The organism is Bradyrhizobium sp. MI1.3 (assembly GCF_055811695.1).
In genome coordinates, this window is the sequence record NZ_JBVVPQ010000008.1 from 35257 (window position 1) to 58827 (window position 23571).

General features: G+C 65.0%; 26 protein-coding genes. 12 read left to right on the forward strand and 14 right to left on the reverse strand.

The annotated features are described in order from the left end of the window. Nucleotides 1–80 precede the first annotated feature (80 nt). The 7 genes from AC0L3A_RS07630 to dapA are packed head-to-tail and all read right to left on the reverse strand — an operon-like array spanning nt 81 to nt 5472. Complete coding sequence (locus AC0L3A_RS07630; RefSeq protein WP_473253950.1) at nt 81–383, reverse strand: hypothetical protein; 303 nt, start codon at nt 381–383, stop codon at nt 81–83. Nucleotides 384–394: 11 nt separating this feature from the next. After that, nucleotides 395–1336 (reverse strand): dihydrodipicolinate synthase family protein, encoded by a 942-nt coding sequence (locus AC0L3A_RS07635; protein WP_473253951.1) that lies wholly within the window; start codon nt 1334–1336, stop codon nt 395–397. Nucleotides 1337–1344: 8 nt separating this feature from the next. Next, a complete protein-coding gene (locus AC0L3A_RS07640; protein WP_473253952.1) occupies nt 1345–1776 on the reverse strand; it encodes a MaoC/PaaZ C-terminal domain-containing protein in 432 nt (143 codons plus the stop codon). Between the two features lie 3 nt (nt 1777–1779). Continuing rightward, on the reverse strand, nt 1780–2187 hold the full coding sequence (locus AC0L3A_RS07645) for a MaoC/PaaZ C-terminal domain-containing protein (protein WP_473253954.1): 408 nt from the start codon (nt 2185–2187) through the stop codon (nt 1780–1782). A 10-nt stretch (nt 2188–2197) separates the two neighbouring features. Continuing rightward, a complete protein-coding gene (locus tag AC0L3A_RS07650; RefSeq protein ID WP_473253955.1) occupies nt 2198–3361 on the reverse strand; it encodes an acyl-CoA dehydrogenase family protein in 1164 nt (387 codons plus the stop codon). Further along, nucleotides 3358–4548, reverse strand: a complete 1191-nt coding sequence (locus tag AC0L3A_RS07655) for a CaiB/BaiF CoA transferase family protein (RefSeq protein ID WP_473253956.1) — start codon at nt 4546–4548, stop codon at nt 3358–3360. The genes AC0L3A_RS07650 and AC0L3A_RS07655 overlap by 4 nt, the downstream gene beginning before the upstream one ends. Nucleotides 4549–4563: 15 nt before the next feature. Beyond that, nucleotides 4564–5472, reverse strand: coding sequence for a 4-hydroxy-tetrahydrodipicolinate synthase (dapA, locus tag AC0L3A_RS07660; RefSeq protein ID WP_473254063.1), 909 nt, complete (start codon nt 5470–5472; stop codon nt 4564–4566). Between the two features lie 183 nt (nt 5473–5655). Between dapA and AC0L3A_RS07665 the strand changes: the two genes are divergently transcribed. The 6 genes from AC0L3A_RS07665 (at nt 5656) to AC0L3A_RS07690 (ending at nt 11268) form a co-directional block, all read left to right on the forward strand. After that, entirely contained in the window at nt 5656–6747 is a 1092-nt protein-coding gene (locus AC0L3A_RS07665) for a LacI family DNA-binding transcriptional regulator (RefSeq protein ID WP_473253957.1), read from the forward strand. Between the two features lie 3 nt (nt 6748–6750). Further along, nucleotides 6751–7119, forward strand: coding sequence for a tautomerase family protein (locus AC0L3A_RS07670; protein WP_473253958.1), 369 nt, complete (start codon nt 6751–6753; stop codon nt 7117–7119). 11 nt (nt 7120–7130) lie between these two features. Further along, nucleotides 7131–8273: an acyl-CoA dehydrogenase family protein gene (locus tag AC0L3A_RS07675; RefSeq protein WP_473253959.1), complete on the forward strand. Its 1143-nt coding sequence runs from the start codon at nt 7131–7133 to the stop codon at nt 8271–8273. A 16-nt stretch (nt 8274–8289) separates the two neighbouring features. Further along, on the forward strand, nt 8290–9873 hold the full coding sequence (locus AC0L3A_RS07680) for an acyl CoA:acetate/3-ketoacid CoA transferase (RefSeq protein WP_473253960.1): 1584 nt from the start codon (nt 8290–8292) through the stop codon (nt 9871–9873). A 9-nt stretch (nt 9874–9882) separates the two neighbouring features. Then, the gene (locus AC0L3A_RS07685) at nt 9883–10365 is read left to right on the forward strand and encodes a MaoC family dehydratase (RefSeq protein WP_473253961.1); all 483 of its coding nucleotides are present in this window, start codon (nt 9883–9885) and stop codon (nt 10363–10365) included. 66 nt (nt 10366–10431) lie between these two features. Then, entirely contained in the window at nt 10432–11268 is an 837-nt protein-coding gene (locus AC0L3A_RS07690) for an ABC transporter substrate-binding protein (protein WP_473253963.1), read from the forward strand. Between the two features lie 181 nt (nt 11269–11449). Here AC0L3A_RS07690 and hydA read toward each other — a convergent pair whose 3' ends face one another. From hydA to AC0L3A_RS07715, 5 genes are read right to left on the reverse strand one after another with little or no spacing between them, the layout of a single operon-like run. Beyond that, nucleotides 11450–12874 (reverse strand): dihydropyrimidinase, encoded by a 1425-nt coding sequence (gene hydA, locus AC0L3A_RS07695; RefSeq protein ID WP_473253965.1) that lies wholly within the window; start codon nt 12872–12874, stop codon nt 11450–11452. 11 nt (nt 12875–12885) lie between these two features. Next, nucleotides 12886–13617, reverse strand: a complete 732-nt coding sequence (locus AC0L3A_RS07700; RefSeq protein ID WP_473253966.1) for a maleate cis-trans isomerase family protein — start codon at nt 13615–13617, stop codon at nt 12886–12888. Between the two features lie 9 nt (nt 13618–13626). Further along, a complete protein-coding gene (locus AC0L3A_RS07705) occupies nt 13627–14403 on the reverse strand; it encodes an ABC transporter ATP-binding protein (protein WP_473253968.1) in 777 nt (258 codons plus the stop codon). Next, nucleotides 14403–15254, reverse strand: a complete 852-nt coding sequence (locus AC0L3A_RS07710; protein WP_473253969.1) for an ABC transporter permease — start codon at nt 15252–15254, stop codon at nt 14403–14405. The genes AC0L3A_RS07705 and AC0L3A_RS07710 overlap by 1 nt, the downstream gene beginning before the upstream one ends. Beyond that, the gene (locus AC0L3A_RS07715) at nt 15238–16242 is read right to left on the reverse strand and encodes an ABC transporter substrate-binding protein (RefSeq protein ID WP_473253970.1); all 1005 of its coding nucleotides are present in this window, start codon (nt 16240–16242) and stop codon (nt 15238–15240) included. Before AC0L3A_RS07715 ends, AC0L3A_RS07710 begins: the two co-directional genes overlap by 17 nt. A gap of 200 nt (nt 16243–16442) precedes the next feature. Here AC0L3A_RS07715 and AC0L3A_RS07720 point away from each other — a divergent pair, with 200 nt between their 5' ends. Next, entirely contained in the window at nt 16443–17153 is a 711-nt protein-coding gene (locus AC0L3A_RS07720; RefSeq protein ID WP_473253971.1) for a GntR family transcriptional regulator, read from the forward strand. A gap of 2 nt (nt 17154–17155) precedes the next feature. Then, a complete protein-coding gene (locus AC0L3A_RS07725) occupies nt 17156–17905 on the forward strand; it encodes an aspartate/glutamate racemase family protein (RefSeq protein ID WP_473254064.1) in 750 nt (249 codons plus the stop codon). Here AC0L3A_RS07725 and AC0L3A_RS07730 read toward each other — a convergent pair whose 3' ends face one another. After that, a complete protein-coding gene (locus AC0L3A_RS07730; protein ID WP_473253972.1) occupies nt 17906–19285 on the reverse strand; it encodes an amidase in 1380 nt (459 codons plus the stop codon). An 88-nt stretch (nt 19286–19373) separates the two neighbouring features. Here AC0L3A_RS07730 and AC0L3A_RS07735 point away from each other — a divergent pair, with 88 nt between their 5' ends. From AC0L3A_RS07735 to AC0L3A_RS07750, 4 genes are read left to right on the forward strand one after another with little or no spacing between them, the layout of a single operon-like run. Further along, nucleotides 19374–20468 carry an ABC transporter ATP-binding protein gene (locus AC0L3A_RS07735; RefSeq protein WP_473253975.1) on the forward strand — a complete coding sequence of 365 codons (1095 nt, stop codon included), beginning with the start codon at nt 19374–19376 and terminating at the stop codon, nt 20466–20468. A gap of 29 nt (nt 20469–20497) precedes the next feature. Further along, complete coding sequence (locus tag AC0L3A_RS07740) at nt 20498–21544, forward strand: ABC transporter substrate-binding protein (protein ID WP_473253976.1); 1047 nt, start codon at nt 20498–20500, stop codon at nt 21542–21544. 4 nt (nt 21545–21548) lie between these two features. Further along, nucleotides 21549–22412: an ABC transporter permease gene (locus AC0L3A_RS07745; RefSeq protein ID WP_473253977.1), complete on the forward strand. Its 864-nt coding sequence runs from the start codon at nt 21549–21551 to the stop codon at nt 22410–22412. Next, nucleotides 22412–23227 (forward strand): ABC transporter permease, encoded by an 816-nt coding sequence (locus AC0L3A_RS07750; RefSeq protein WP_473254065.1) that lies wholly within the window; start codon nt 22412–22414, stop codon nt 23225–23227. The genes AC0L3A_RS07745 and AC0L3A_RS07750 overlap by 1 nt, the downstream gene beginning before the upstream one ends. On the opposite strand, the gene AC0L3A_RS07755 is transcribed toward AC0L3A_RS07750, so the two are convergent. Then, on the reverse strand, nt 23228–23563 hold the full coding sequence (locus AC0L3A_RS07755; RefSeq protein ID WP_473253978.1) for a hydroxyisourate hydrolase: 336 nt from the start codon (nt 23561–23563) through the stop codon (nt 23228–23230). It abuts the gene before it with no gap. Nucleotides 23564–23571: the final 8 nt, after the last annotated feature.

The window sequence follows — 23571 nt, forward strand, 5'->3', positions numbered from 1 at the left end:
GTCCGGGATTCCTCTCTATGTTCTTGGATACGGCCGGCCGGATCTCGCAACACGGCAGGCGGCATCGTCTTCGATCCCACTCAGGCCGGTCCCGACATCGGCTTGAGCTGGATGCGCATAAAATTCCTCACCAGCGATTCGAACGGACCGAATCCCTTCACCTCCAGAAACTCCGGCGTCTCGAACGCCCAGCGCCCTGCGACCTCGTACATGGCCGCGTATTTCGGCCCGTCGCCGATCGAGACGAACCGCTTTGCGGAGAGCCAGCCGGGACAGGCGAGCAGATCGGGAAAATGCCTCTGCTCGTACCAGGCGTTGAACGCGGCTTCATGCTCGGAATCGATGTCGACCCGCACGATGTGGATGAAGGCTTCGTCGGCCATCGATACGCCCCTCACGCCAGACGAATATCGCCGGTCGCGCGCGCCGCATCGACCGTCGTTGCAATGGCGTCGCATAGCGCAGGCAAGACTGGCAGCAGCGGCGGCCGCGGATCCGCGTTACGGATCAGGCCGAGAGCCTTGAGCCCGACCTTCATGCGCGTATGCATGTCCATGATCGGCGCGGGTCCATAGACCGCCCGGACGACCGGATAAAGCCGTTCGTTGACGGCGCGCATCGCCTTGAGATCGTCGGCGAGCGAGGCCTGCCACAGCGCGACGAATAGATCCGGCGCGAGACTGACGAGACCCGAGAGAATGCCGTCGCCGCCAACGGCCAGCTGCGGCAGGAACCAGTTGAAGTTCGACGGCAGGATCGCGACGGAGGGATCGGCCTGCTTCACTGCCCGACGGTTCTCGTCATAGGCCAGCATGGTGTCGCTACCTTCCTTGATCGCGATGACGCTATCGAGGGCCGCAATCTTCGCCAGAGTCTCCGGCGCATAGCCGACGCCGGACGCCAGCGGATATTGGAAGATCGACACGGGAATCCCGATGGCGGAACTGACCGCCTGCACGAAGGCCACCGGTGCGCGTGAGGTCGCCGATGCACCGCCGCCGAGCGGTGCGGGCGGAAACAACACGGCGCAATCGGCGCCGGCAGCTTCCGCAAGCTGCGCCTGGTGGATCGCTTCCGCCGTGGAATGCGCGATGATGCCTGAAAGCAGCGGCTTGCTGCCGATCTGCCCGCGCGTCCGCTCGATCACGGCCTGACGTTCATCATCCGAGAGCGACCCGCCCTCGCCGGCATGTCCGTTGACGAACACCGCCGCGATCCCGTCCGGACAGGCGCAATAGTCGAGCACGCGGGCATAACCGTCCCAGTCGATCGAGCTGTCATCCCTGAAGGGCAGCACGGTCGCGACCGTGACGCCGCGCAAGTCGGGTGTCTTCATCGGCTTGCTCATGACGGTTTGCGCCGGGGAAATTTGAGGCTCGCCCGCGCCTTCAGCACTTCGAGGCCCCCCTCGTTGCGGGCGCTTGCCTCCCAGATGATGGTGCGGGTCTCGTCGTGCTGTTCGGAGATCCAGACGTCGAAGGTCAGCGTGTCGCCATAGAACACCGGCCCGGTGAACCAGAACCGATCCTCCACCGACACGCCGATCGTGCCGACCAGCTCGCTGGTGAGGACGCTGGTGCAGAGGCCCGCGACCATGATGCCTGGCGCGAGCCTGCGGCCGAAGCGCGTCGCGCCCGCATAGACCTCGTCGACGTGGACGGGGCCGAAATCGCCGGTCGCGGCGATGTAGAGCGCGCCATCCGCCTCGGTGATGGTCTTGCTCAGGCTGACCCTATCATTCACCTTCAGATCATCGAAGGACTTTGGCTCGTACATGTCTCAGACCTTGGTGAAGGGAACCAGCGTCGCAGTGCCATCCACCACGGTCGCGCCTGAGGGCGACAGCGTGCAGGTGACCCGGCAGACCGCGTCATCGCCGGCAACCGAGACGATTTCGGCCCTGGCTTCGACGGAATCGCCGACGATGACAGGCGCGGCAAAATTCAGCGCGATGCTGCCGATCCGCCGCGTCGGCCCGCCGAGCTGGCTGAGGCAGGTGGTGGCAAGGCCGCCGACCGCGAGCTCGAAGGCGACCATGTTGGAGGCGCCCGCTTTCTTCGCACGAACGGCATCAACATAGAGACCGCCGAGATTGCCGCTGATGCCGGTGAACATGGCCTGCTCGGCGACCGTCATGGTCTTGCGGAAGGCGAAGGTCGCGCCGGGCTTGAGAGGTGCGTGAGACATGAAGCGTTCCTTAGAGCTGCAAGCCATTCTTGATGGTGCTGCGCGCAACCAGCATGCGGTGGATTTCGGAGGTGCCGTCATAGATGCGGGTGACGCGGGCGTCGCGATACATGCGCTCCAGCGGCAGGTCCTTGCTGAAACCCATGCCGCCGAACACCTGGATAGCGCGGTCGACAACGCGGCCCTGCATTTCGGAGGCCGCGACCTTGATCATCGAAACCTTGTCGCGCGCATCCCGCCCCTGATCGATGTCCCAGGCGGCGTTCACCACCATCATCTTGACGCCGAAGATCTCGGTGGCGGAATCGGCAATCAGCTTCTGCACCATCTGGAAGTCGCCAATCAGCTGGCCGAACTGGCGCCGCTCTCCGGCGTGCTTGCGCATCATCTCGAGCGCACGCTGCGCCATGCCGACGGCGCGCGCACCGATATGAGCGAGGCGAATCTGGAGCACGCTCTGCATGATCAGCTTGAAGCCACCGCCGACCTCGCCGAGCACGGCCGCTTTCGGAATGCGGCAGTCCTCGAAGCTCAGCTCGGCATGGCCGTAGCCGCGATGGCCCATCATCGGCTGGGTGCGCGCGACCTTGAAGCCGGGCGTGCCGCGATCGACCAGGAACAGCGTGATGCCGCCGCGCGCGCGCTTCTCCTTGTCGGTCAGCGCCATCAGGATCACGTAGTCGGCGATGTCGCCGTCGCTGATGAAATGCTTGGTGCCGTTGAGCACCCAATTGTCGCCATCGAGATGAGCCGTGGTGCTGATCGATGCAGCGTCGGAGCCGGCGCCCGGCTCGGTGATCGCCATGGCGCAGATCTTGTCGCCTTTCACCGTGGGCAGCAGATAGCGATCGACCTGCTCGCCCTTGCAGGCCATCAGCATCGGATAGACCTGGCCGAACACGCGCCGGATCAGCGCATCGGAGGTCTTGCCGAATTCTTCCTCGACGAGGCAATGCTCGATGCAGGACAGCCCGCCGCCGCCAACGTCGGCCGGCATGTTCATCGCGTAAAGGCCGAGCCTCTGTGCCTTGGCCTTGGTCACTGCCAGGGCATCGGCCGGCACCGTGGCCGTCCGCTCGACCTCGTCTTCCAGCGGTTGCACCTCCATTTCGACGAAGCGGCGGACGGTGTCGACCAGGAGGCGCGTCTCTTCAGGGATTGAGAAGTCGATCATTGCGCGACTCCCACAGCCTTGCCGGCAACCATGGCGTCAATGTCGGCAGCGCCGTAGCCGATCTCGCCGAGCAACTCGCGGGTCTGCGCACCCAACCGCTGCGGCACCAGCCGCACTTCCGGTGTCTGGCCGTCATAGCGGGCGGGATGCGCGACCATCCGGATTTGCGCGCCCCCGGCACTCTCGGCGCTCTTGAACACGTCGAGATGCTTCAACTGGGGATCGGCTTCTAGGTCGCGATAGTCCTGCACCGGCGCGTGCCAGATCCGCGCCGCTTCGAGCGAGGGCAACCATTCCGCCGTCGACTTTTGCTTCAGACGCGCTGTGACGATCCGCGTGATTTCCTCACGCTTCGAAAAACTGTCGGCCTCGCCAAATCGCCTCAGCTCTTCACAATCGAGCCCTGCCGCGAGCGCTTTGGGCGCTGCCATGGAGATCGCGAGATGACCATCGGCCGTGGCGTGAATGCCGTAGGGCCCGGGGCTGAACCAGGCGGCGATGCCGGCCGGACCGCGCGGCGTCGGCGACGGAGCGCCGTTCAGCCATGCCGTCAGCGGCTCAACCTGGAGATCGAGCGCGGCCTGATAGAGGTTGACCTCGACGAGCTGTCCCTTCCCGGTCTTCGTCCGCGCGAACAGAGCGGCGAGAATGCTCATGGCATAGAGCGAAGCCGCATGCTGATCGACGATCACTGCGCCGACAGCGGTCGGCTCTCCATCGGCGCGCCCGGTCCGCATCGCAAGGCCCGACAGAGCCTGGAGCAGGAGATCCTGTCCCGGACGATCCTTGTACGGCCCATCCGATCCAAAGCCGGTCGCGACCGCATAGATCAGACCTGGATTGATCGCCTTGAGCACGTCGTAGCCGAGGCCGAGCTTGGCCATGGTGCCCGGACGGAAATTCTCCATCACCACATCCGCGGTCGCGACCAGCTTCTTCACCGCCGCGATGCCGTCGGGATGCTTGAGATCGACCGCGAGGCTACGCTTGTTGCGCCCCGTCGCCAGATGATTGACGCTATCGCCGGCGACGAAATGATTGGCCACCGCCCAGTTGCGCTGAAACGCGCCCTCGATCGGCTCGACTGCGATGACGTCGGCGCCGAGATCGGCGAGCGTCTGCGCAGCCAGCGGGCCTGCAAGGTAGTGATTGAAGCTGAGGATCTTGACGCCGTCGAGCAGGTTCATCCGTTCTCACCCAGTTTAAGCAGCCGCAACTGGCGCGCCGCGCCACGCCAGATCGAACGTCTTGACCAGGGCGTACGCGGCCGCATCCTGCGCAGCCGGCAGCGGCAGCCGCGGCGGACGCGGACCGCCGACCGAAAACCCCATATGGCCGAGCAGCGCCTTGCTGCCAGCGACATAGGCCTGGCCGCCGACGAATTCGATCACCGGCAGATATTTGAGATAGAGCTCGCGCGCCTCCTTGATCGCCCCCTCATCGGCGACGAGGGTGAAGATGCGCGCCATCTCCGATGGCACGACGTTGGAGGCGACAGCGACCCAGCCCTGCGCCCCTTCGACGAAGGATTCGAAGCCGAGAATGCCGCCGAAAACGGTCATCCTGTCGCCGCAGAGCCGGATGATGTCGCGCACCCGCGTCACCTCCAGCGTCGACTCCTTGATATAGAGACAGTTGTCGATCTCGGCGATGCGCGCCACCAGAGGCGGCTTGAGATCGACATTGGCGGTCGCCGGATTGTTGTAGACCATGATCGGCAGCGAGATCGCGTCGGCCACCGACTTATAGTGGTGGACGAGCTCGTCGTCGGTCGGTGTCGAGTAGAACGGTGGAATGATCATGACGCCGTCCGCGCCCAGTTTTTCGGCACGGCGGCTGAGACGAACCACCTCGCGCGTGTCCTCCGCGCCGGTGCCGATCAGCACGGGCACCCGCCCGGCAGCCTGAGTGATGACGACCTCGGCCACCAGCGCTTTCTCGTCATCGTCCAGCGACAGGAACTCACCGGTTGAGCCGAGCGGGATCAGCCCGTGAATGCCTTCCGCGATCTGCCAGTCCACGAACGCGCGAAGCGCCGCGACATCGACCTCGCCGGACGGCGTGAACGGGGTGATCATGACGGTGTAGGTGCCGCGAAACGACTTCATCAGGGAACTGCCGGGCGATCGGGTGAATTCAGGGACTGGCGGCCGACTGCGGAATATCCGCAGTGTTTATGCAAACGATTGCGTAACTGGCTCTGCATTGGGCAACACCATCCATTTTTTGAGCTTGATCCGAGTGGAATTAGCTCATAGCTTTTTGCAATCGTTTGCAGTCTATCGGCAGGTTGGATGAGCGTCACGCTCAAAGATGTGGCACAGGCGGCCCGCGTTTCGATCAGCACCGCGTCTCGTGCGCTGACCGGAACGGGCCTGACCAGCGAGCGCACGCAGCAGCGCCTGACGCGCATCGCGCGTGAGCTCGGCTATCGGCCGAACCCGATCGCGCGCGGATTGAAGACTGGACAATCGCGGCTTGTCGCGCTTCTCGTGCACAACCTCACCAACGCCTCGTTCCAGGTGATGGCCGAAGTGGTGCAGGCGCGGCTGAAGGCGCTGGGTTACCAGATGCTTCTGTGCATCGGCGGCGACGACCCCAAGCAGGAGAGCGACACCCTCACCACGCTGGTTGATCATCGCATCGACGGATTGATCGTGGTGCCCACCGGCAAGAACGGCCCGCAGCTCAAGGCGCTGGCGAAGGACGTCCCGATCGTCTGCCTGGTGCGTCGCGATGACGCAACCGACCTCGAGACCGTGCTCGCTGACGATCCGCAAGGCGCCTATCTCGGCACGCGCCACTTGATCGAGCTCGGACACAGGCGCATCGGGCTGATCGTCGGCCGCCAGGACACCACGTCCGGCCGCGAGCGCCTGTCCGGTTATGTCCGCGCGTTGCGCGAGGCAGACATCGCCAAGGACGACACATTGATCCATGCCGGCCATTTCGAACCCGAGACCGGCGCGACCGGCGCGCGCAAGCTGCTCGACCTCTCCCGCCCGCCCAGCGCGATCTTCGTCGCCAACCACGAGGCAACGCTCGGCGTGCTGCGCGTCACCGCGGAGCGGAACATCGCTATTCCCGACGATCTCTCGCTGCTCTGCTACGAGGACATGCCCTGGTTCGAATGGCATCGTCCGGCCATCAGCATCGTGGACAATGGTGCACGCGATCTCGCCAATCTCGCCGTCGACCGGCTGCTGCAGCGCATGGACGCCAAGGGGAATGGCAATGACGGCGTTCGCGAATATCGCGTCGGCGCCCGGCTGATCAAGCGCGACTCCTGCCGCCAGATCGACTCTGCGAGCAAGCCCAAGCCGTCCATCCCCAAATCCAAATCGTCTGCGGCCAAATCGTCCGCCGCGAGGCCCGCGAAGGTCTGATCGATGCCCTATGTCGAAGTGCTCGCCCCACCAGTTCCGTCCCAGCGCAAGGCCGCGCTGGCGAGGTCCGTGACCGACGGCCTGATGTCGGCGTTCGGCGTGACGGCTGACACGGTCACGCTCTATTTCCTTCCCATTGCGCCCGACGACTACGCGCATGCCGGCACATTCGGCGCACAGCACACCGGCCAGCGCATCCTGCTCAAGGTGCACGCGTTCCGGCGCAGCGAGCCCGAGCGCCGCGCCGCCGCCATCGCCCTGACCCGCGGCGTGTGCGGCGCCTATGGCGTACCCGACGACGACGTCGCAGTCTATTTCTGCGATCGCGACCGCAGCGAGGTCTCCCACGATTCCAAGCTCGCCAGCGACTGACGGGGCACGCCATGGACCGCTTCTACAGCCAAGACCAGAAGGCTCTGCGCGACACCGCCCGCCGCTTCGCGGAAGCCGAGATCCTGCCGCGCGCCGCCACGATCGATCGCGAAGACCGGTTCGACGGCGCGCTCTACAAGGGCATGGCCGATCTCGGCCTGTTCGGCATCTGCCTGCGCGAAGGCGCTGGCGGCGCGGGGCTCGATGCAGTGGCCGCCTGCATCGCAATGGAGGAACTGGCGCGCTGCTCCGGCGCGGTTGCCAATGCCTTCGCGATTCCGGTCGAAGCCGTGCTGTTCTTCGACCATCATGGCACCGATGCGCACAAGGCACTGATCCCGAAAATCCTGAGCGGCGACATCATCCCGGCCACCGCCGTCTCCGAGCCCGACCACGGCTCCGATGTCGCGGGCATCCGCACCAACGCGGTGCGCGAGGGCAACGGCTGGCGGCTCAACGGCACCAAGGCCTGGGTCACGCTCGGCGGCGTCGCCGATCGGATCATGGTGTTCGCGCGCACCGGCGAGGATGCAGGCCACCGTTCCATCTCGTGCCTGCTGGTCGATGGCGCCCTGCCCGGCATCGCCCGCGGCAAGAACGAAGAGCTGCTCGGCATGCACGGCCTCGACGACTGCCAAATCACCTTCTCGGACGTGCAGCTGCCGGCCGACAGCGTGATGGGACCGGAGAACCAGGCCTTCAAGATGGCCATGAGCAATTTCAACTTCAGCCGGCTGATGATGGCCTCGATGGCGCTCGGCATGGCGCAGGCAGCCTTCGAGGACGCCACCGCCTATGCAAAGGACCGCAAGCAGTTCGGCCAGGCCATCATCGGATTCCAGGCGGTGCAGTTCATGCTGGCGGACATGTCCACCGACATCGCGGCTGCGCGCCTGTTGATCCACCACGCCGCACGCCTGCACGATGCCGGGGAACCGATCGCCAAGGAGGCGGCGCAGGCAAAACTGTTCACGACCGACATGGCGATGAAACACGTCTCCAACGCGCTTCAGATCCATGGCGGCAACGGCTATTCGCGCGAGTATCGCATCGAGCGGCTGTTCCGCGACGTGCGCCTCGCCCAGATCTACGAAGGCACCAACCAGATCCAGCGGCTCATCATTGCCCGCCAGGTCGAGAAGGAGGCCGCATGATGCGGGGCGCGCGCGCATGCTGAGCATCATCACCGCGGCAGAGGCCGCAGGCCTGATCCGCGACACTGATACGCTGATCGTCGGTGGCAATGGCGGCACCGGCGCTGCCGAGGCCATCCTCGTCGCGCTGGAGCAGCGCTTCATCGGTGGCCATGGCCCGCACAATCTGACGCTGATCAACATCACCGGCGTCGGTGCCGTGACCGAGAAGGGCCTCTGTCATCTCGCCCATGAAGGCCTGATCGCGCGCGTGATCGGCGGCAATTTCGGCCTTCAAGTGCCGTTCATGCGGCTCGTCCGCGACGAGCTGATTGACGCCTACAACTTCCCGCAGGGGGTGATGAGCCAGCTCTGCCGCGCCATGGCGGCGAAACATCCCGGCGTGCTCACCCATGTCGGCCTCAACACTTACATGGACCCGCGCCAGGACGGCGGCCGCATGAACAAGCGCACCACCGCGCCGCTGGTCGATTTGCTCGAGCTGCAGGGCCAGTCGTGGCTGCTCTACCGCGTCCCCGCCCCGCCCGATGTCGCCATCATCCGCGGCACCTCCGCCGATGAAGACGGCTACATCAGCATGGAGCACGAAGGCACCACGCGCGAAGATCTGTCGATCGCGCAAGCCGTGCACAATGCCGGCGGCACCGTGATCTGCCAGGTGAAGCGGATTGTGAAGCGCGGCTCGATCCATCCGCAGATGGTGAAGATCCCCGGCTTCTTGATCGACCACATCGTGCTCGAGCCCGATCAGATGCAGACCTACGGCACCGCCTACGATCCGGCGCGGTGCGGCGAAACGCGTGTGCCCGAGGCGATGATCACGCCAGATCCGCTGACCGAGCGGCGCGTGATCGCCCGCCGCGCCGCCTTCGAGCTGCGCCCGCGCGACGTCGTCAATCTCGGCGTCGGCATCTCCGCGATGATCCCCAATGTCGCGGCCGAGGAAGGCATCTCGGATTTGATTACGCTGACGGTCGAATCCGGCGTGGTCGGCGGCGTGCCGGGCCATGCGCGCGAATTCGGCACCGCGATCAACCCGCGCGTCATCCTCGACCAGGCCTACCAGTTCGACTTCTACGACGGCGGCGGGCTGTCCTGCGCCTTTCTCTCCTTCGCGGAGGTCGACCAGGCCGGCAACGTCAACGTCACCCGCTTCGGCGACCGCCGGGACGGCTCCGGCGGCTTCATCGACATCACGCAGAACGCCAAGCGGCTGATCTTCAGTGGCACCATGACGGGCGGCAAGTTCGACATCGGCGTCGAGAACGGCCGCCTCGCGATCCGGCGTGACGGCGCCTTTCGCAAGTTTGTACCCCAGGTTGGCCAGATCAGCTTCAGCGCCTCGCTCGCCGCACAACGCGGCCAGCATGTCAGCTACATCACCGAGCGCGCCGTGTTCGAGCTCGAGAACGGCAGCGTGACGCTGACCGAAATCGCGCCGGGTGTTCGGCTCGAGGAGGACATTCTCGCCCATATGGGCTTCAGGCCTAGCATCAGCCCGCAACTGAAGGACATGGATGCGCGCATCTTCCGGTCCGGCCCGATGGGGATCGCGCAGAGCTTCAAGGCGTTGCCGGCCCGGCCGCGCAAGGTCGCCTGAGGGATCCAGATGGACACAAGCGCTCCCATCAATCTCCGTTACGAGGACATCGCGCTCGGCGCGGAGTTCGAGACCGCCGTGCACACGGTGATGGAGGCCGATATCGCAACCTTTGCCGACGTCACGCGGGACCATCATCCGCTTCATCTCGATGGTGCCTACGCGCGCTCCCGCGGCTTTCCCGCCGTGATCGGCCACGGCCTGTTCGGCCTGTCGCTGATGGAAGGGCTGAAGTCGGAGCTGAAGTTGTATGAGGAGACTTCAGTGGCGTCACTCGGCTGGGACGAGGTGAAGTTCAAAGGCCCCATCGTCGCCGGCGACACCTTGCGCGTGCGCTTCCGCTTCGTCGAGAAGCGACCAACCAGGAATCCGGAGCGCGGCATCGTCGTCGAGACGCTCGACCTCCTCAACCAGCGCGACGAGGTGGTGACGGCCGCACGTCACATCTCGCTGATCCTGACCCGGCAAGCCGACGCGACGGCGGCCACGTGACAACGAAGAAGACGTCGGACCGGAGAACGGCTCCTCTGCCACCCACGATTTGATTGGAGTATTCAGATGCGCTTTCCCAAGACCTTCTCCGCCCTCGCTTTGCTGGTCGGCCTTGCGCAGGCGGCCAGCGCCCAGACCTGTACGCCAAAGGTGCCAGCATCGAGCCTGATCGAGGCGCAGAAATGGCAGATGTCGATCAACCCGACGCTGCCGCCGCAGCAATTCGTTGACGACAAGGGTGAGTTGCAAGGCCTCAATGTCGAGCTCGCCCGCGAGATCGCCAAGCGCATCTGCGTCGAGGCGGTGTTCCTGCGCATGGACTTCCCACCGATGATCCCGGCGCTGCGCTCCGGTCGCTTCGATGCCATCAACACCGGCCTGTTCTGGACCGAGGAGCGCTCGAAGATGCTCTACCTCGTGCCTTACGCGCAGCAGGCGATCAGCATCTACACCGACCCCTCCTCCAGCCTGAAGCTGGAGAAATTCGAGGATCTCGCCGGCCGCGTGGTGGGCGTGGAATCGGCGACCTACACCGAGCGCAAGGCGCGCGAGTTCAACACCGAGATGGTCGCCAAGGGTCTCAAGCCGATCGAGCTGCGCACCTTCACCACCGTCACCGCGACCTCGGCGGCGCTGCGCGCCGGCCAGCTCGAGGCCGCGCTCAACATCAACGAGACCGCCAACGCGCTGGAGCAGAAGGGCATCGCCAAGATTTGGGTCCGCGACATCGCCGGCACCGACATCACCTTCGCCTTCCGCGACAAGCTGCTCGCACAAGCCTTCGCCGACGCGCTGACCGCAGCCCGCGCCGACGGTACCTATGACAAGCTGTTCGACAAGTTCGGCATGACCAAGCTGAAGGCCACGACGTTCGCCATTCGCGGCGACGGGCCGACGAACTGAGGAACGGGCGCGCCTGCCACATTCACCGCCGTCATCCCCGCGCAACCGCGAAGCGGTTGTCGCTGGAGGTGCGAGCCTTGCGATGCAACAGCATCGCAAGGTGAAGCCTCGAAGGATGAGCTACGGGCGCTCGCAGCTCATCCTTCAAGGCGCGCAAGAGCGCGCACCTCAGGATGACGATTTAGCTTGTGGCATCACACACCAGGCTCGACTTGCCGCGGCTCAGTACCTCGCCCGCGCCCTTGTCGCCGACGATCTTGCCTTGCTCGTACACCACCCGGCCCCGCGCGATGGTGGTGACGGGCCAGCCGGTGACGTCAAAGCCCTCCCACGGCGTATAGTCGGCGCCGTGATGCAGGTCGGCCTGTTGAATTGGCTTCTTCAGCTTCGGGTCCCACAGCACGATATCAGCATCGAAGCCGACACCGATCGAGCCCTTACGCGGATAGAGGCCGTAGATGCGGGCATGGTTGGTCGCCGTCAGCTCGACGAATTTTTGCAAGCTGATCCGTCCCTTCGACACGCCCTCGGAGAACAGGATCGGCAGTCGCGTCTCGACACCGGGGATGCCGTTCGGCACCCAGCGGAACGAGGTGCGCGCATTCGGCGTCAGCTTGCCCTTGGGATCGTCGTAGCGGAACGGGCAATGGTCGGACGAGAAGGTCTGGAACACACCCGTGGTGATGCCCTCCCAGATCGCCTGCTGGCTCTCGGCATCGCGCGGCGGCGGCGAGCAGACGTACTTCGCGCCTGTGATGTCCATGTTCAGGCCCTTCATGTCGTCGGCCGTCAGCGTGATGTATTGCGGGCAGGTCTCCGCATGGACAGGCAATCCGCGCTGCTGGGCCCAGCGCACCTGCTCCATCGCCTCGCGTCCGGAGACATGCACGATCATGATGGGAACGCCGATCACCTCGGCATGGCTGATGGCGCGATGCGTCGCCTCGCGCTCGACCGCCTGCGGCCGCGAGGTGCCGTGATAATAGGGCGCGATGTGGCCTTCGCGCTCCAGCCTGGCGGTGAGGAAGCGGATGGCGTCGTAGCCTTCGCAGTGGACCATCACCAGCGCCTCCTCGCGGCGCGCGACCTCGAAGACCTCGAGCAGCTGCTTGTCGCTGAGCACGAGGTCGTCATAGGTCATGAACACCTTGAACGAGGTGTAGCCGTCCTTGACCAGCGCCGGCAGCTCCTGCCCGAGCACGACCGCGGTCGGATCGGAGATGATGAGGTGGAACGCGGTGTCGATATAGCACTCGCCCTCGGCGAGCTTGCGGTAGTTCTCGACGCAGGTGCGCAGCGACGTTCCCTTCTCCTGAAGCGCAAACGGCAGCACCATGGTGTTGCCGCCGGCAGCCGCCGAGCGCGTCGCCGACGCAAAATCGTCGGCCATCACCACGTCGGGGCCTGAGGCTTGCGAGATGTGGACGTGACTGTCGATGCCGCCCGGCAGCGCCAACAGGCCTGTCGCATCTATCTCGCGGGCCGCGCCTTCGAGATGATCGGCAATGCTGACGATGCGGCCGTCGCGAATGCCGATATCGGCGCGAAACTCGTCGCTGGCCGTCACAATAGTGCCGCCGCGAATGGCGAGATCGAGCTGGGTCACAGGCGTCTCCGTTACTTGATGACCGCTGATGTCTGGAAGATCCGGCCCCAATCGGCAAGAGCCCCAATGTCACCGCCGGCGCGCCCGAGGGTCCGCCACAGCGTGACCGCGACGGAATCCAACACGACGATATCCAATTCCCGTTCGAGCGGGGCGGCAAGCGCGGCGCCGTCGAGATTGGTGCAGAGGATGACGACGGCGTCGGCCCCTTCGGCTGCGACCGCACGGATCATGCCGGCAATCGTTTCAGTCGCGACCTCGCCGAACGAAAAATTATCGCGCAGGCCGAGATGCCGCTCGGCGTGCGGCGCGATTCCCTCCTCGGCCCAGACATCGGCGATCCGCCGCTGCACGTCGTCGGTATAGGGTGAGACCAGGCCGATACGATTGGCGCCGAGCGCGCGGGCAGCATCGATGCAGGCGAGCGTCGACGTCGTCGCCGGCACGCTCGTGCGCGCCGTGATCGCCTCGCACAAGCTCCGGTCGCGGCCGATACCGAGCCAGCTCGCCGAGGTGCCGTTCCAGGCGATGGCATCGACCTTGGCATCCGCCAGCAGATCCGCCGCCGGCAGCATGACCGAGGCGTCGAACTGGTTCAGCGCCGCGGCGTCCAGCGCGATCTCGGTGACGCGGAAGCGCGAGAAATGCGCGGTGACGTCGTCGACGCCATCCAGCATGGCGCTGGTGACGGGCTCGAGCACCGAGTTGGAGGACGGCGTGATCATGCCGAGACGCTTGCGCATGGCTCTACCTTACGACGCCTGCGCAAGCCGCGTCGACTCCTCCCGGATCAAAGCCAGGATGTGGCGCTTGGCGTCATTGAATTCGGGGCTGGTGATGTCGCGCGGCCGCGGCAGGTCAAAATTGACGGCTTCGCGGATCCGGCCCGGCCGCTTGGTCATCACCACGATCTTGTTGCCGAGCACCAGTGCCTCGTCGACGCTGTGGGTGACGAAGACGATGGTGCAGCGGCGCTTCTGCCAGATCGCGACCAGTTCCTCCTGCATTTCGAGCTTGGTCTGGGCATCCAGCGCAGCGAACGGCTCGTCCATCAGGATGACGCTCGGATTCATCAGCAGCGCGCGGGCGATGCCGACCCGCTGGTTCATGCCGCCGGACATCTCGGAGGGATGATGGTGCTCGAAGGCGCGCAGGCCGACGAGATCGATGAACTCCATGGCGCGATGGTGCCGCTCGGCCTTGCCGACACCCTTGAGCTTGAGATGGAACGCGATGTTGTCGATCGCCGTCAGCCACGGCATCAGGGTCGGCTGCTGGAACACCACGCCGCGGTCCGAGCCGGGTCGCTCCACCTGCTTGCCGTCGACCAACGTCCGCCCGGAGGTCGCTTGCTCGAAACCGGCGATGATGTTGAGCAGGGTGGACTTGCCGCAGCCGGACGGGCCGAGCAGGCAGACGAAATCATTGGCCTCGATGTCAAGATTGATGTTGTCCAGCGTCAACAGGTCGCGGCCGCGCCGCTTGTCGGAAAACACCTTGACGATGTTGCGAAGCTCGATGGCCGCCATCAGCCTACCCTGCCCTGCACGGTAGTTGTCTGCTGCCAGCGCAGCGTGTGCGCCATGATCGCCTTGAGGCCGAGATCGGAGAGATAGCCGAGCAGGCCGATCGAGATCATCGCAGCTAACACGATGTCGTAGCGCAGGAAATAGTAGGAATCCCACAGCACATAGCCGAGGCCGCTTTTCACCGCGACCATCTCAGCCGTGACAGTCAGCATCCAGGCCGATCCGACCGCGATGCGCAGGCCGGCGAAGATCGAGGGCAGCGCCGCCGGCAGCACGATGTCGGTCAGCATCTGCCGCTGGCTCGCCCCCATCATCGCGCCGGCGCGCACCAGATTGTGATCCACGGTTTTGACGCCATGGATGCTGTTCATCAGCACGGGAAAGAAGGCGCCGAGAAAGACCAGGAAGATCGCGGGCTTGTCGGCGATGCCGAACCAGATGATCGCGAGCGGAATCCAGGACACCGGCGGGATCGGACGCAGCATCTGCAGCGTCGGCTCCAACGTCTTCTCGAACAGGCGCGACCAGCCGATGGCGACACCGGCGAGGATGCCGAGCAGACTCGCCAGCGCAAAGCCGCCGAACACGCGAAGAGCGCTGGCGAGCACGTCACGCAGCCAGTGCCCGGAATAGGTCTGCGTGGTCTCGTCGAAACCGAACACCCAGTCGCCGAGCGCATGCAATACCGCGCTCGGTGCCGGCAGCAGCGCCGGCGGAAGCACGCCGCTGCGGGCGAAGGCTTCCCAGCCTGCAATCAGCAGTGCCGGCACGACGACTCGCTCGAGCCCCTGGAAAACCCGCATCAGTCGAAACGCGCGCCTTGCCGGCGAGACGTTAATAACCGAGGTCATTCTTGGGTTTTCCGGTGGCCTGCTCCAGGAACGAATAGTCCATGTTCTTCTCCGCTTCCGCGGAGACGTCCTTCGCAATGTATTTGAGATCGCGCATCATCGCGGCGATCGCGAGCGTCTGCGCGCGATGGATCGCGGGATCCGGCGAGGCATTTTTCAGCGCCTCGGTCGCCACATTCTTGTCGAGGCCGGTGAGCTTGTTGATGACGTCGATCCACAGCGCCTTATCGGCGATCAGCTTGTTGTCGAGCTCGACCACGGCGCTGACGACGCCCTGGACGCCGGCGCGCTGGCTGGCGATCACGTCCGAACGCGTGACAATCAAGTTGGTCAGATTGCCCGCGGCCTGGTCGTAAGGAAGCACAAAATGCTTGCCCGCCCCGGCGAGCCGGATCTGCGAGGCGAACGGCTCGACCGAACAGATCATGTCGACCTCTCCGCGCTGGAGTGCTGCAAGATGGTCGGACGGATTGGGAATGTTGATGAACTGGATGTCCTTGTTGGGATCGACGCCCTGCTTGAGGAACGCGCCGCGCATGTGGATGTCCTGTGCGTTGCCGCGGGACGCCGCGACCTTGAGCGGCTGGCCGTCGCTCTTCCCCTTGGCGACGATCGCCTTGAACGCAGTCCAGTCATCAGGCGGAAGGTTCAGCTTCGTGGAGGAGAGACATTCCGAGCCGCCGTTGATCTGACCGGACACGGCGACGACGTCAAAACCTTTGTCGAGCGCCGTGATGTAGTGGAGGTAGGTGACCTGCGCGACGTCGATGCTCTTCGACACCAGCGCGGTCAGCACGTCGTTACCCGAGTTGAAGCCAGTCGCCTCGACCTCGACGCCCTTGGCCATGCCTGAAATCAGCGACATCGGCAGGCAGTGCGCACATTTGGCGTAACCGAGCTTGATCTTCGCGGTCTGCGCGATGGCCAGATCGCCTCCGCCGAACATCACCGCCATCACCACGAGGCCCAGTCGCAAACTCGTCCGCATCGCTTACTCCGTTTCGAAAGGGCGCGAAATCCTTCGCGTCGAGCAGGATCATCCGTCGCTCTTCGCCGCAGCGCAATCCGGTTTTTGCATGCTGCATACAATTTGCGCGCTATGCCATTGTTTTCAGCGAGATACGTCGGTATTTTGAGCAAGCAAAAGGGCCGGAAACGGCTAAGATCAACGTGAGAAGCGAGGCACGCGTGCAGCCAAAATCGGAAGCGCCGAAGGGACGAAAGTCACCCAAACTCAAGAGGATGGGCCTGCATGAACGCGCCGCCGCGCGGATGCGGACGATGATCATTCGTGGCGAACTGCCGCCGGGCTCGCAGACCCAGGAGACAAGACTGTCGAAGGAGTTGGGCGTGTCGCGCACGCCCTTGCGTGAGGCGATGAAGGTGCTCGCCGCCGAAGGATTGATCGAGCTGCGCCCCAACCGCAGCCCGCGCATCGCGGGCCTCGCGGTCGACGGCATCTCGGAATTGTTCGAGGCGCTGGCCGGCATCGAACGGCTGGCCGCAGAGCTTGCCGCGGTGCGCGCCACCGAGCGCGATCTCGCCCGCCTGCGCACGCTTCAGACCCGGATGGAGGGTCATCATCGCAACGGCAAGCTCGACGATTACTTCGCCATTAACGGCGATATCCACAACGCCATCGTCCGCATGGCGCGTAACGCGCCGCTGCGCGAGGCGCACGAAACGCTGATCTCCCGCGCCGAACGCGCGCGCTACCTCGCGCTCGGCGCCGACCGGCGCTGGAGCAATTCGGTCGACGAGCATGCGGACATTCTGGCAGCGCTCGAGGCGCGCGACAGCGAAGCGGCCGGCCGCCTGCTTGGCGCGCACGTCGCGCGTACCGGCACCGCCCTGCTCGAAGTGATCGCCACCTCTCAAGCCAAGCAGACAGCGGCGTGACAATGAAGCTGCTCCTGCTCAACCCCAACACCAGCGCCGAGGTCACGCACCTGATGATGGGGGTCGGGCAGCGCGCGGCGTCGCCCGGGACCGAGCTGATCCCCTGCACCGCGACCCGCGGCGTGCCCTATATCGCGACGCGGACCGAGGCACAGATCGGCGGCGCCATTGCGCTGGAGATGCTGGCCGAGCAGCACACGAAGGTCGACGCAGCGATCATCGCCGCCTTCGGCGATCCCGGCCTGTTCGCGGCGCGCGAAACCTTCGACATTCCCGTAGTTGGCATGGCGGAAGCGGCGATGCTGACCGCCTGCATGGCCGGCCGCCGCTTCGCCATCGTCACCTTCGCGCAGGCATTGGGCCCCTGGTACGAAGAGTGCGTCCGCGCCCACGGGCTATGGGAGCGCTGCGCCGCCATCCGCATGCTCGATGCCCCGTTCCGGGCGATCTCCGAGGTCGGCAACGAGAAGGAGGATGTGCTGGTCGATCTCGCGCAGCGCGCGATCGTCGAGGATGAGGCCGACGTGCTGATCTTCGCCGGCGCGCCATTGTCGGGCCTTGCCGAACGGGTCGCCGACCGGATCTCCGTTCCTGTGGTCGATCAGGTCATTGCCGCCGTGAAGCAGGCCGAGGCGCTCGTGGCGCTGCGCCTGCGCAAGGCAACAGCGGGCACCTTCCGCCGGCCTGCCGCCAAGCCGACCATTGGTCTTGCCGAGGCGCTCGCCGCCCGGCTCGAGCATCGCGACAGCTGATCAGAGAGGCGGCCAGCGATGCGAAAAACCCAGTTCGTTCTCGATGACACGGCCGAAGGCAAACAAGCGGGATTCGCATCCCGGCGGCGCGATGATCTGGATGCCGAACGGCCGCTCATTCGCTCCCAGGGGTGCCGGCAGGGTCAGGACCGGGAAACCGACCAGCGACACGATGAAGGTGACGGCAAGATAGTCGATCGGCGTCTCCAGCCGAGCGCCATCGATTGCGGTGACGTCGCTGATCTCGTTCGGCCAGGGCAAGACCGATGCCGCCGGCGCAACCAGGAAATCCGCGCGCGTAAACAGCCCGCAAAAGCTGCGATAGATCGCCGTGCGGCGGCGCTCGGCGTTGAGATAATCTTCGGCGGAGAGTTTTGCGCCCGCCTCGATGTTCCAGATCACGGTGGGAGTCAGTTCGGCGCGGTGCACCTTCAAGAGATCGCCGTAGCTATTGGCGATATGTGCGGCGCGCAGCGTGCGGAAGGCTTCGATCGCGCCGCCGCAATCGGGCGACGAGGGCACGAGATCGGCGACGCGCGCGAGTGCCTCGCAGGCGTTGGCAAAGCGGGCTCGAACGTCGCACGCAACCGGTGCAACGCCGAAATCGGGCGTGACGGCGATCCGGTGACGCCCTGCGATCGCTCGATCGTCGCCGACAACGCCGACCGAGAGCGGATCGTGCGCGTCGCTTCCCCCGCATACCGACAACGCCAGTTCGAGATCATCGACGCTGCGGGCGAGGAAGCCATGAGTGGCCAGCATGTCCCAGCCGAGCGGACGGCGCGGCGACGGAATGCGGCCCGGCGTTGGCCGGATCGAGGCGACACCGCAGAAGCTTGCGGGCGTGCGTACGGAGCCGCCGAAATCGGTGCCGTGCGCCAGCGGCACCATACCGGCCGCGACCGCAACGGCAGAGCCACCGGACGATCCGCCGGAGGTCAGCGCGGGATCGAAGGGATTGCGCGTCGGCCCGCGCAACCGGTTGCTACAAACCGCACCGAAGCCGAATTCCGGCGTGTTGGTCTTTCCCAGAATGATCGCACCGGCGCGCCGCAGCCGCGCAACCACAAGATCGTCCTCGGCCGGGACGTGATCGCCGAACAGAGCCGATCCGTAGGTGGTGGTCAGCCCGCCGGTGTCGGTGAGGTCCTTGATCCCTATCGGTACGCCATGCAGCGGGCCGGTCGGCGCAGGCGCGGCATCGCAGATTTGCGCGGCGCGGCGGGCGCCCTCCGCATCGACCGTGACGAACGCCGCCAACAGGGTATCGAGATTCGCAATCCGCGCGAGGTGCGCCTCGACGGAGTCACGCGAGGACAGTTCGCCCCCGGCGATGGCGCGCGCAAGCTCAGTGGCAGTGAGGTCGCAAACCGATGTCATTGGGCTACCATGCCAAAGCGCGCATCGAAAGGCGAGCGCTTCGGGCACGAGACTTGCTTTCTCCTCTGGAGCAACGGGAGGCAATATCATGGCTGAAGCCCAAGGCGGCCGCTCGCTCGTCGTCGACGCCATCACTCACCGCTATCCGAGCGGCGCGCTCGCGATCGAGAACATCAATCTCGACATCAAGGGCGGCGAGATCATCGCCCTGCTCGGCCCCTCCGGCTGCGGAAAGACCACCCTGCTGCGGATCATCGCCGGCTTCATCGCGCAGAGCCAGGGACGGATCATCATCGGCGACGACATCGTCGATGCGCTACCTCCAAACAAGCGCGCTGTCGGCATCGTGTTCCAGAACTATGCATTGTTTCCGCATCTCACCGTCAGCGACAACGTCGGCTATGGACTGGCCGCTCGCGGGATCGACAAGGCGACCCGCCAGCGCGAGGCCCAACGCCTGCTCGAGCTGGTGCAGTTGCCGACGATGTCGGAACGGCTGCCGCGGCAGCTCTCCGGCGGCCAGCAGCAGCGCGTGGCGCTGGCCCGCGCGCTGGCGATCAAGCCGTCGATCCTGCTGCTCGACGAGCCCTTTGCCGCACTCGACAAGAATCTGCGGCTCGACATGCAGATCGAGATCAAGCGGCTGCAACGCGTCTCCGGGATCACGACGCTGATCGTCACGCATGACCAGGAAGAAGCGCTCTCGATGGCCGACCGCGTTGCCGTGCTGAGCCACGGCAAGCTCGAACAGTTCGGATCGCCATCGGATGTCTACGACCGGCCGCAGACCTTGTTCGTGAACACCTTCGTCGGCTCCAGCAACCGCATGCCCGGAATCGTGGTCTCGGCGGACCGCACCGCCGCGAAGGTGCGCCTCGATGCCGGCGCGGAGATCATCGCACGGCCCGCGGGGGGCGCCCTCACCGAGGGCGGCCGCGTCACAGTCTGTATACGCCCCGAACATCTGCAATTCGTCGGCGACGAGACCGGCTTTGCCGGCGTGGTCGGCATGTCGCTGCCGCTAGGCGCCACCGTCGTCCACGAGATCAAGACCGCCGACGGCTCCGGCGTCAAAGTCTCCCAGGCGCGCATTGGCGAGACCCGTGCACTGGAGAACGGCGCCGCAGTGCGCCTCGCTCCGCTCGCGCCGTCACTCGCCAACGCCTTTCCCGCAATACTTTAAACCCAGTCATAGTCCACAGGGAGTTCGACATGATCCTCAACCGCCGAAGCCTGATGACGACCGCACTCACACTCGGTGCCATGAAGGCGTTTCCCGGACTGAGCTTCGCTCAAGCCCGCCCACTGGTGTTCGCTACCTTCACCGGAAGCTGGGAGGAGGCGCACAAGGCCGTGCTGGTACCGGCCTTCCGCAAGGCGAACGCCGATGCCGCAATGGTGCTAGACCCCATGCTCTCGGTCGACCAGATCGCGAAGGTCAATGCCGCAAAAGGCAATCCGCCGATCGACGTCATGCTGCACGACCCCGGCCCCGCCCTGGTCGCAGTCGGCCAGGATCTGGTCGAGCCTTATCCGGTCGAGAAGAGCGCCTATTACAAGGACCTCATCGCCGAGGCGCAGGAGCCGATGGGCCCCGCGCCGTTCTTCCAGGTCGTCGGCCTCACCTACAATCCGGAAACGATCAAGACGCCGCCGACCTCCTGGGCGGATCTCTGGAAGTCCGAGTTCAAGGGCCGTGTGGGCATCACCAACCTCAATTCAACGCTGGGCACCGTCTGGCTGGTCGAGATCGCCAAGATGCGCGGCGGCTCCGAGGCCAATGTCGATCCCGGCTTCAAGGCGCTGGAAGAGCTCAAGCCCAATCTCGCGGCCGTCGCCGCCAATCCCGGTGCGCTCGCGACCCTGTTTCAGCAGGGCCAGATCGACATCTCACCCGGCAATTTCAACGCGATTCAGATCCTCAAAGCACACGGCGTGCCGGTCGAGTTCGTGGCGCCGAAGGAAGGCGCCATCGCCTTCAAGACCACGATCCACATTGTCAAGAACTCGCCCAACCGCGAGCTCGCCTTCAAGCTGATCGAGGCGTCGCTGACACCGGAGGTGCAGACCACGTTGATGAACCCGCCCTACCTGATCGTGCCGACCAATTCCAAGGTGACGATGGGCGGCGAGATCGCGCGGGTCCTCGCCAAGGACACCGCCGAGCTGAAGCAGAAATTCGTGTTCCAGGACTGGAAGAAGATCAACGAGCAGCGCTCGGCCTGGATCGAGCGTTTCAACCGCGAGATCAAGATTTAAAGCCATGGGCACAGCACCGGCATCACGGGACGTCACCTCCTACGGCATGGGATTGGCAGCGCCGCTGGCGCTGTTCTTCCTGGTCTTCTTCGTGGCGCCGCTGCTGCAATTGCTCTGGCTCTCGCTGCACAACGACACGGCCGCGCTCCATTGGGGGCTCGGCCAGTATCTGCACTTCCTCACCGATCCCTTCAGCCTCGGCGTGCTCGGCTCGACGCTGTTGTTAGGGGCCGAAGTGACGGCCGTCTGCCTCGTGCTCGGCTTTCCCATCGCGTGGCTCTATCAGCGGGTCGGGCCGCGGCTTCAGACCATCATCATTCTGATCGTTCTGCTGCCGCTCCTGACCAGCGTGGTGGTGCGCACCTTTGCCTGGATCGTGATCCTGGGACGCCAGGGCATCATCAATGCGACGCTGCAATCGCTTGGCATTATCGATACGCCCCTGAAACTCCTTTACACGCAGTTTGGCGTCGTCATCGCGCTGGCGCAGGTGCAGATGCCGCTGATGACGCTGCCCCTGATCACCGCCCTTGGCCGCATCGACCCCAATCTCGACGATGCCTCCTGCTCGCTCGGCGCCGGAAGCTGGCGGACCTTCTTCAGGGTCGTGCTGCCGCTGTCGCTGCCCGGCGTGATCGCCGGCTGCACGCTGACCTATGCCGCCGCCATCACCGCCTTCATCACCCAGTCGCTAATCGGCGGCGGGCAGATGCTGTTCATGCCGATGTATCTCTATCAGCAGGCCTCGACACTCCAGAACTGGCCGTTCGCATCCGCGATCTCGATCATCTTCCTGCTCGCCGTGCTCGCGGTCGTCTCCGTCTTCACCACGCTCGGGCGCCTGTCGCGCGGCTATGGAGGCGCATGATGAGCGGACGCAAGCGGACCTTGGAAGCCATCAGCTTCGAGTTGGTCATGACAATGATCGCAGTGATAGCGCTGGTCATCATCATCGCGCCCTCGCTCGTGGTGCTGATCGTCTCCTTCACCAGCGGATTCTCGCTGCGATTCCCTCCGCCAGGCTATTCGCTGCGCTGGTACGCGGAACTGTGGAATGCCTGGCAGCTTCACTTCGCGGCGAAGAACAGCCTCATGGTCGCTTTGTGGGCAACGGGCCTGTCGGTGGTGCTGGGCGTCGCGGCCGCGCTGGCGATCTCGCGCTCGCGAACGTTGTCGGGGCGGCTGCTCGATTCGCTCTTCATGTCGCCGCTGGTGCTGCCGGCGCTGGCCTTCGGGCTCGCTGCGCTGATGCTGTTCTCGCTGGTTGGCCTGCCGGTGTCGCCGCTTACGCTGGTGATCGGCCACACCGTAGTCTGCGTCCCCTATGTCGTGCGCAACACGGTCGCTGCACTGGCCCAGCTCGAACCGACCCTGCTCGAGAGCTCGGCGGTGTTGGGGGCGAGCCGCCTCTACACGTTCCGTCGCATCGTGCTGCCGCTGATCCGGCCGGGCATCATCGCGGGCGCCTTCATCGCTTTCATGTCGTCGTTCGACAACGTGCCGGTATCCTTGTTCCTGCGCGATGCCGCAACTGATATGCTGCCGATCCGGATGTGGCAGGATCTCGAGGGGAAGCTCGACGTCACCATCGCAGCGCTCTCAAGCGTGCTGATCATCGCCACCGTCGCGATGGTCGCGGTCATGGAGCGCGTCACGGGCCTGTCGCGGCGGCTGACGAACTGATCAGGCGCCACGGAACAGCGAATAACCCCAGCGCGTGAATTTGAGCGGCAGATGAAAATGCTCGTCAACATTCTTGATGCGGAAGCGGAATGGCACCACCGTGAGAAAGCCGTCGCTGCCCGCAAAGAACTCGCCGAGATGAAACAGCACCTCATACTCGCCCGCCGTCACACCAGCGCCTTGGGCAAGGGGATGATCGAGCACGCCGTTGGCACCGAGCCGCCCGTCGGCGATACGCGACGGGTCCGGATCGATCCGCCAGATCTCGACGCGCAGCCCCTGCGCAGGGCGTCCGCTCGCCACGTCGACTGCGTGAATGGAAATGCCGCCTGCCACCGTGATCC

Bases quoted from the DNA above. Each gene is read 5' to 3' on its own strand.
- AC0L3A_RS07630 (WP_473253950.1), bottom strand. From the start codon at position 383: ATGGCCGACGAAGCCTTCATCCACATCGTGCGGGTCGACATCGATTCC.
- AC0L3A_RS07675 (WP_473253959.1), top strand. From the start codon at position 7,131: ATGGACCGCTTCTACAGCCAAGACCAGAAGGCTCTGCGCGACACCGCC.
- AC0L3A_RS07710 (WP_473253969.1), bottom strand. From the start codon at position 15,254: ATGACCTCGGTTATTAACGTCTCGCCGGCAAGGCGCGCGTTTCGACTG.
- AC0L3A_RS07650 (WP_473253955.1), bottom strand. From the start codon at position 3,361: ATGATCGACTTCTCAATCCCTGAAGAGACGCGCCTCCTGGTCGACACC.
- AC0L3A_RS07665 (WP_473253957.1), top strand. From the start codon at position 5,656: ATGAGCGTCACGCTCAAAGATGTGGCACAGGCGGCCCGCGTTTCGATC.
- AC0L3A_RS07745 (WP_473253977.1), top strand. From the start codon at position 21,549: ATGGGCACAGCACCGGCATCACGGGACGTCACCTCCTACGGCATGGGA.
- AC0L3A_RS07680 (WP_473253960.1), top strand. From the start codon at position 8,290: ATGCTGAGCATCATCACCGCGGCAGAGGCCGCAGGCCTGATCCGCGAC.
- AC0L3A_RS07735 (WP_473253975.1), top strand. From the start codon at position 19,374: ATGGCTGAAGCCCAAGGCGGCCGCTCGCTCGTCGTCGACGCCATCACT.
- AC0L3A_RS07655 (WP_473253956.1), bottom strand. From the start codon at position 4,548: ATGAACCTGCTCGACGGCGTCAAGATCCTCAGCTTCAATCACTACCTT.
- AC0L3A_RS07725 (WP_473254064.1), top strand. From the start codon at position 17,156: ATGAAGCTGCTCCTGCTCAACCCCAACACCAGCGCCGAGGTCACGCAC.
- AC0L3A_RS07685 (WP_473253961.1), top strand. From the start codon at position 9,883: ATGGACACAAGCGCTCCCATCAATCTCCGTTACGAGGACATCGCGCTC.
- AC0L3A_RS07715 (WP_473253970.1), bottom strand. From the start codon at position 16,242: ATGCGGACGAGTTTGCGACTGGGCCTCGTGGTGATGGCGGTGATGTTC.
- AC0L3A_RS07750 (WP_473254065.1), top strand. From the start codon at position 22,412: ATGAGCGGACGCAAGCGGACCTTGGAAGCCATCAGCTTCGAGTTGGTC.
- AC0L3A_RS07635 (WP_473253951.1), bottom strand. From the start codon at position 1,336: ATGAAGACACCCGACTTGCGCGGCGTCACGGTCGCGACCGTGCTGCCC.
- AC0L3A_RS07645 (WP_473253954.1), bottom strand. From the start codon at position 2,187: ATGTCTCACGCACCTCTCAAGCCCGGCGCGACCTTCGCCTTCCGCAAG.
- AC0L3A_RS07670 (WP_473253958.1), top strand. From the start codon at position 6,751: ATGCCCTATGTCGAAGTGCTCGCCCCACCAGTTCCGTCCCAGCGCAAG.
- AC0L3A_RS07700 (WP_473253966.1), bottom strand. From the start codon at position 13,617: ATGCGCAAGCGTCTCGGCATGATCACGCCGTCCTCCAACTCGGTGCTC.
- AC0L3A_RS07730 (WP_473253972.1), bottom strand. From the start codon at position 19,285: ATGACATCGGTTTGCGACCTCACTGCCACTGAGCTTGCGCGCGCCATC.
- AC0L3A_RS07640 (WP_473253952.1), bottom strand. From the start codon at position 1,776: ATGTACGAGCCAAAGTCCTTCGATGATCTGAAGGTGAATGATAGGGTC.
- AC0L3A_RS07740 (WP_473253976.1), top strand. From the start codon at position 20,498: ATGATCCTCAACCGCCGAAGCCTGATGACGACCGCACTCACACTCGGT.
- AC0L3A_RS07705 (WP_473253968.1), bottom strand. From the start codon at position 14,403: ATGGCGGCCATCGAGCTTCGCAACATCGTCAAGGTGTTTTCCGACAAG.
- AC0L3A_RS07690 (WP_473253963.1), top strand. From the start codon at position 10,432: ATGCGCTTTCCCAAGACCTTCTCCGCCCTCGCTTTGCTGGTCGGCCTT.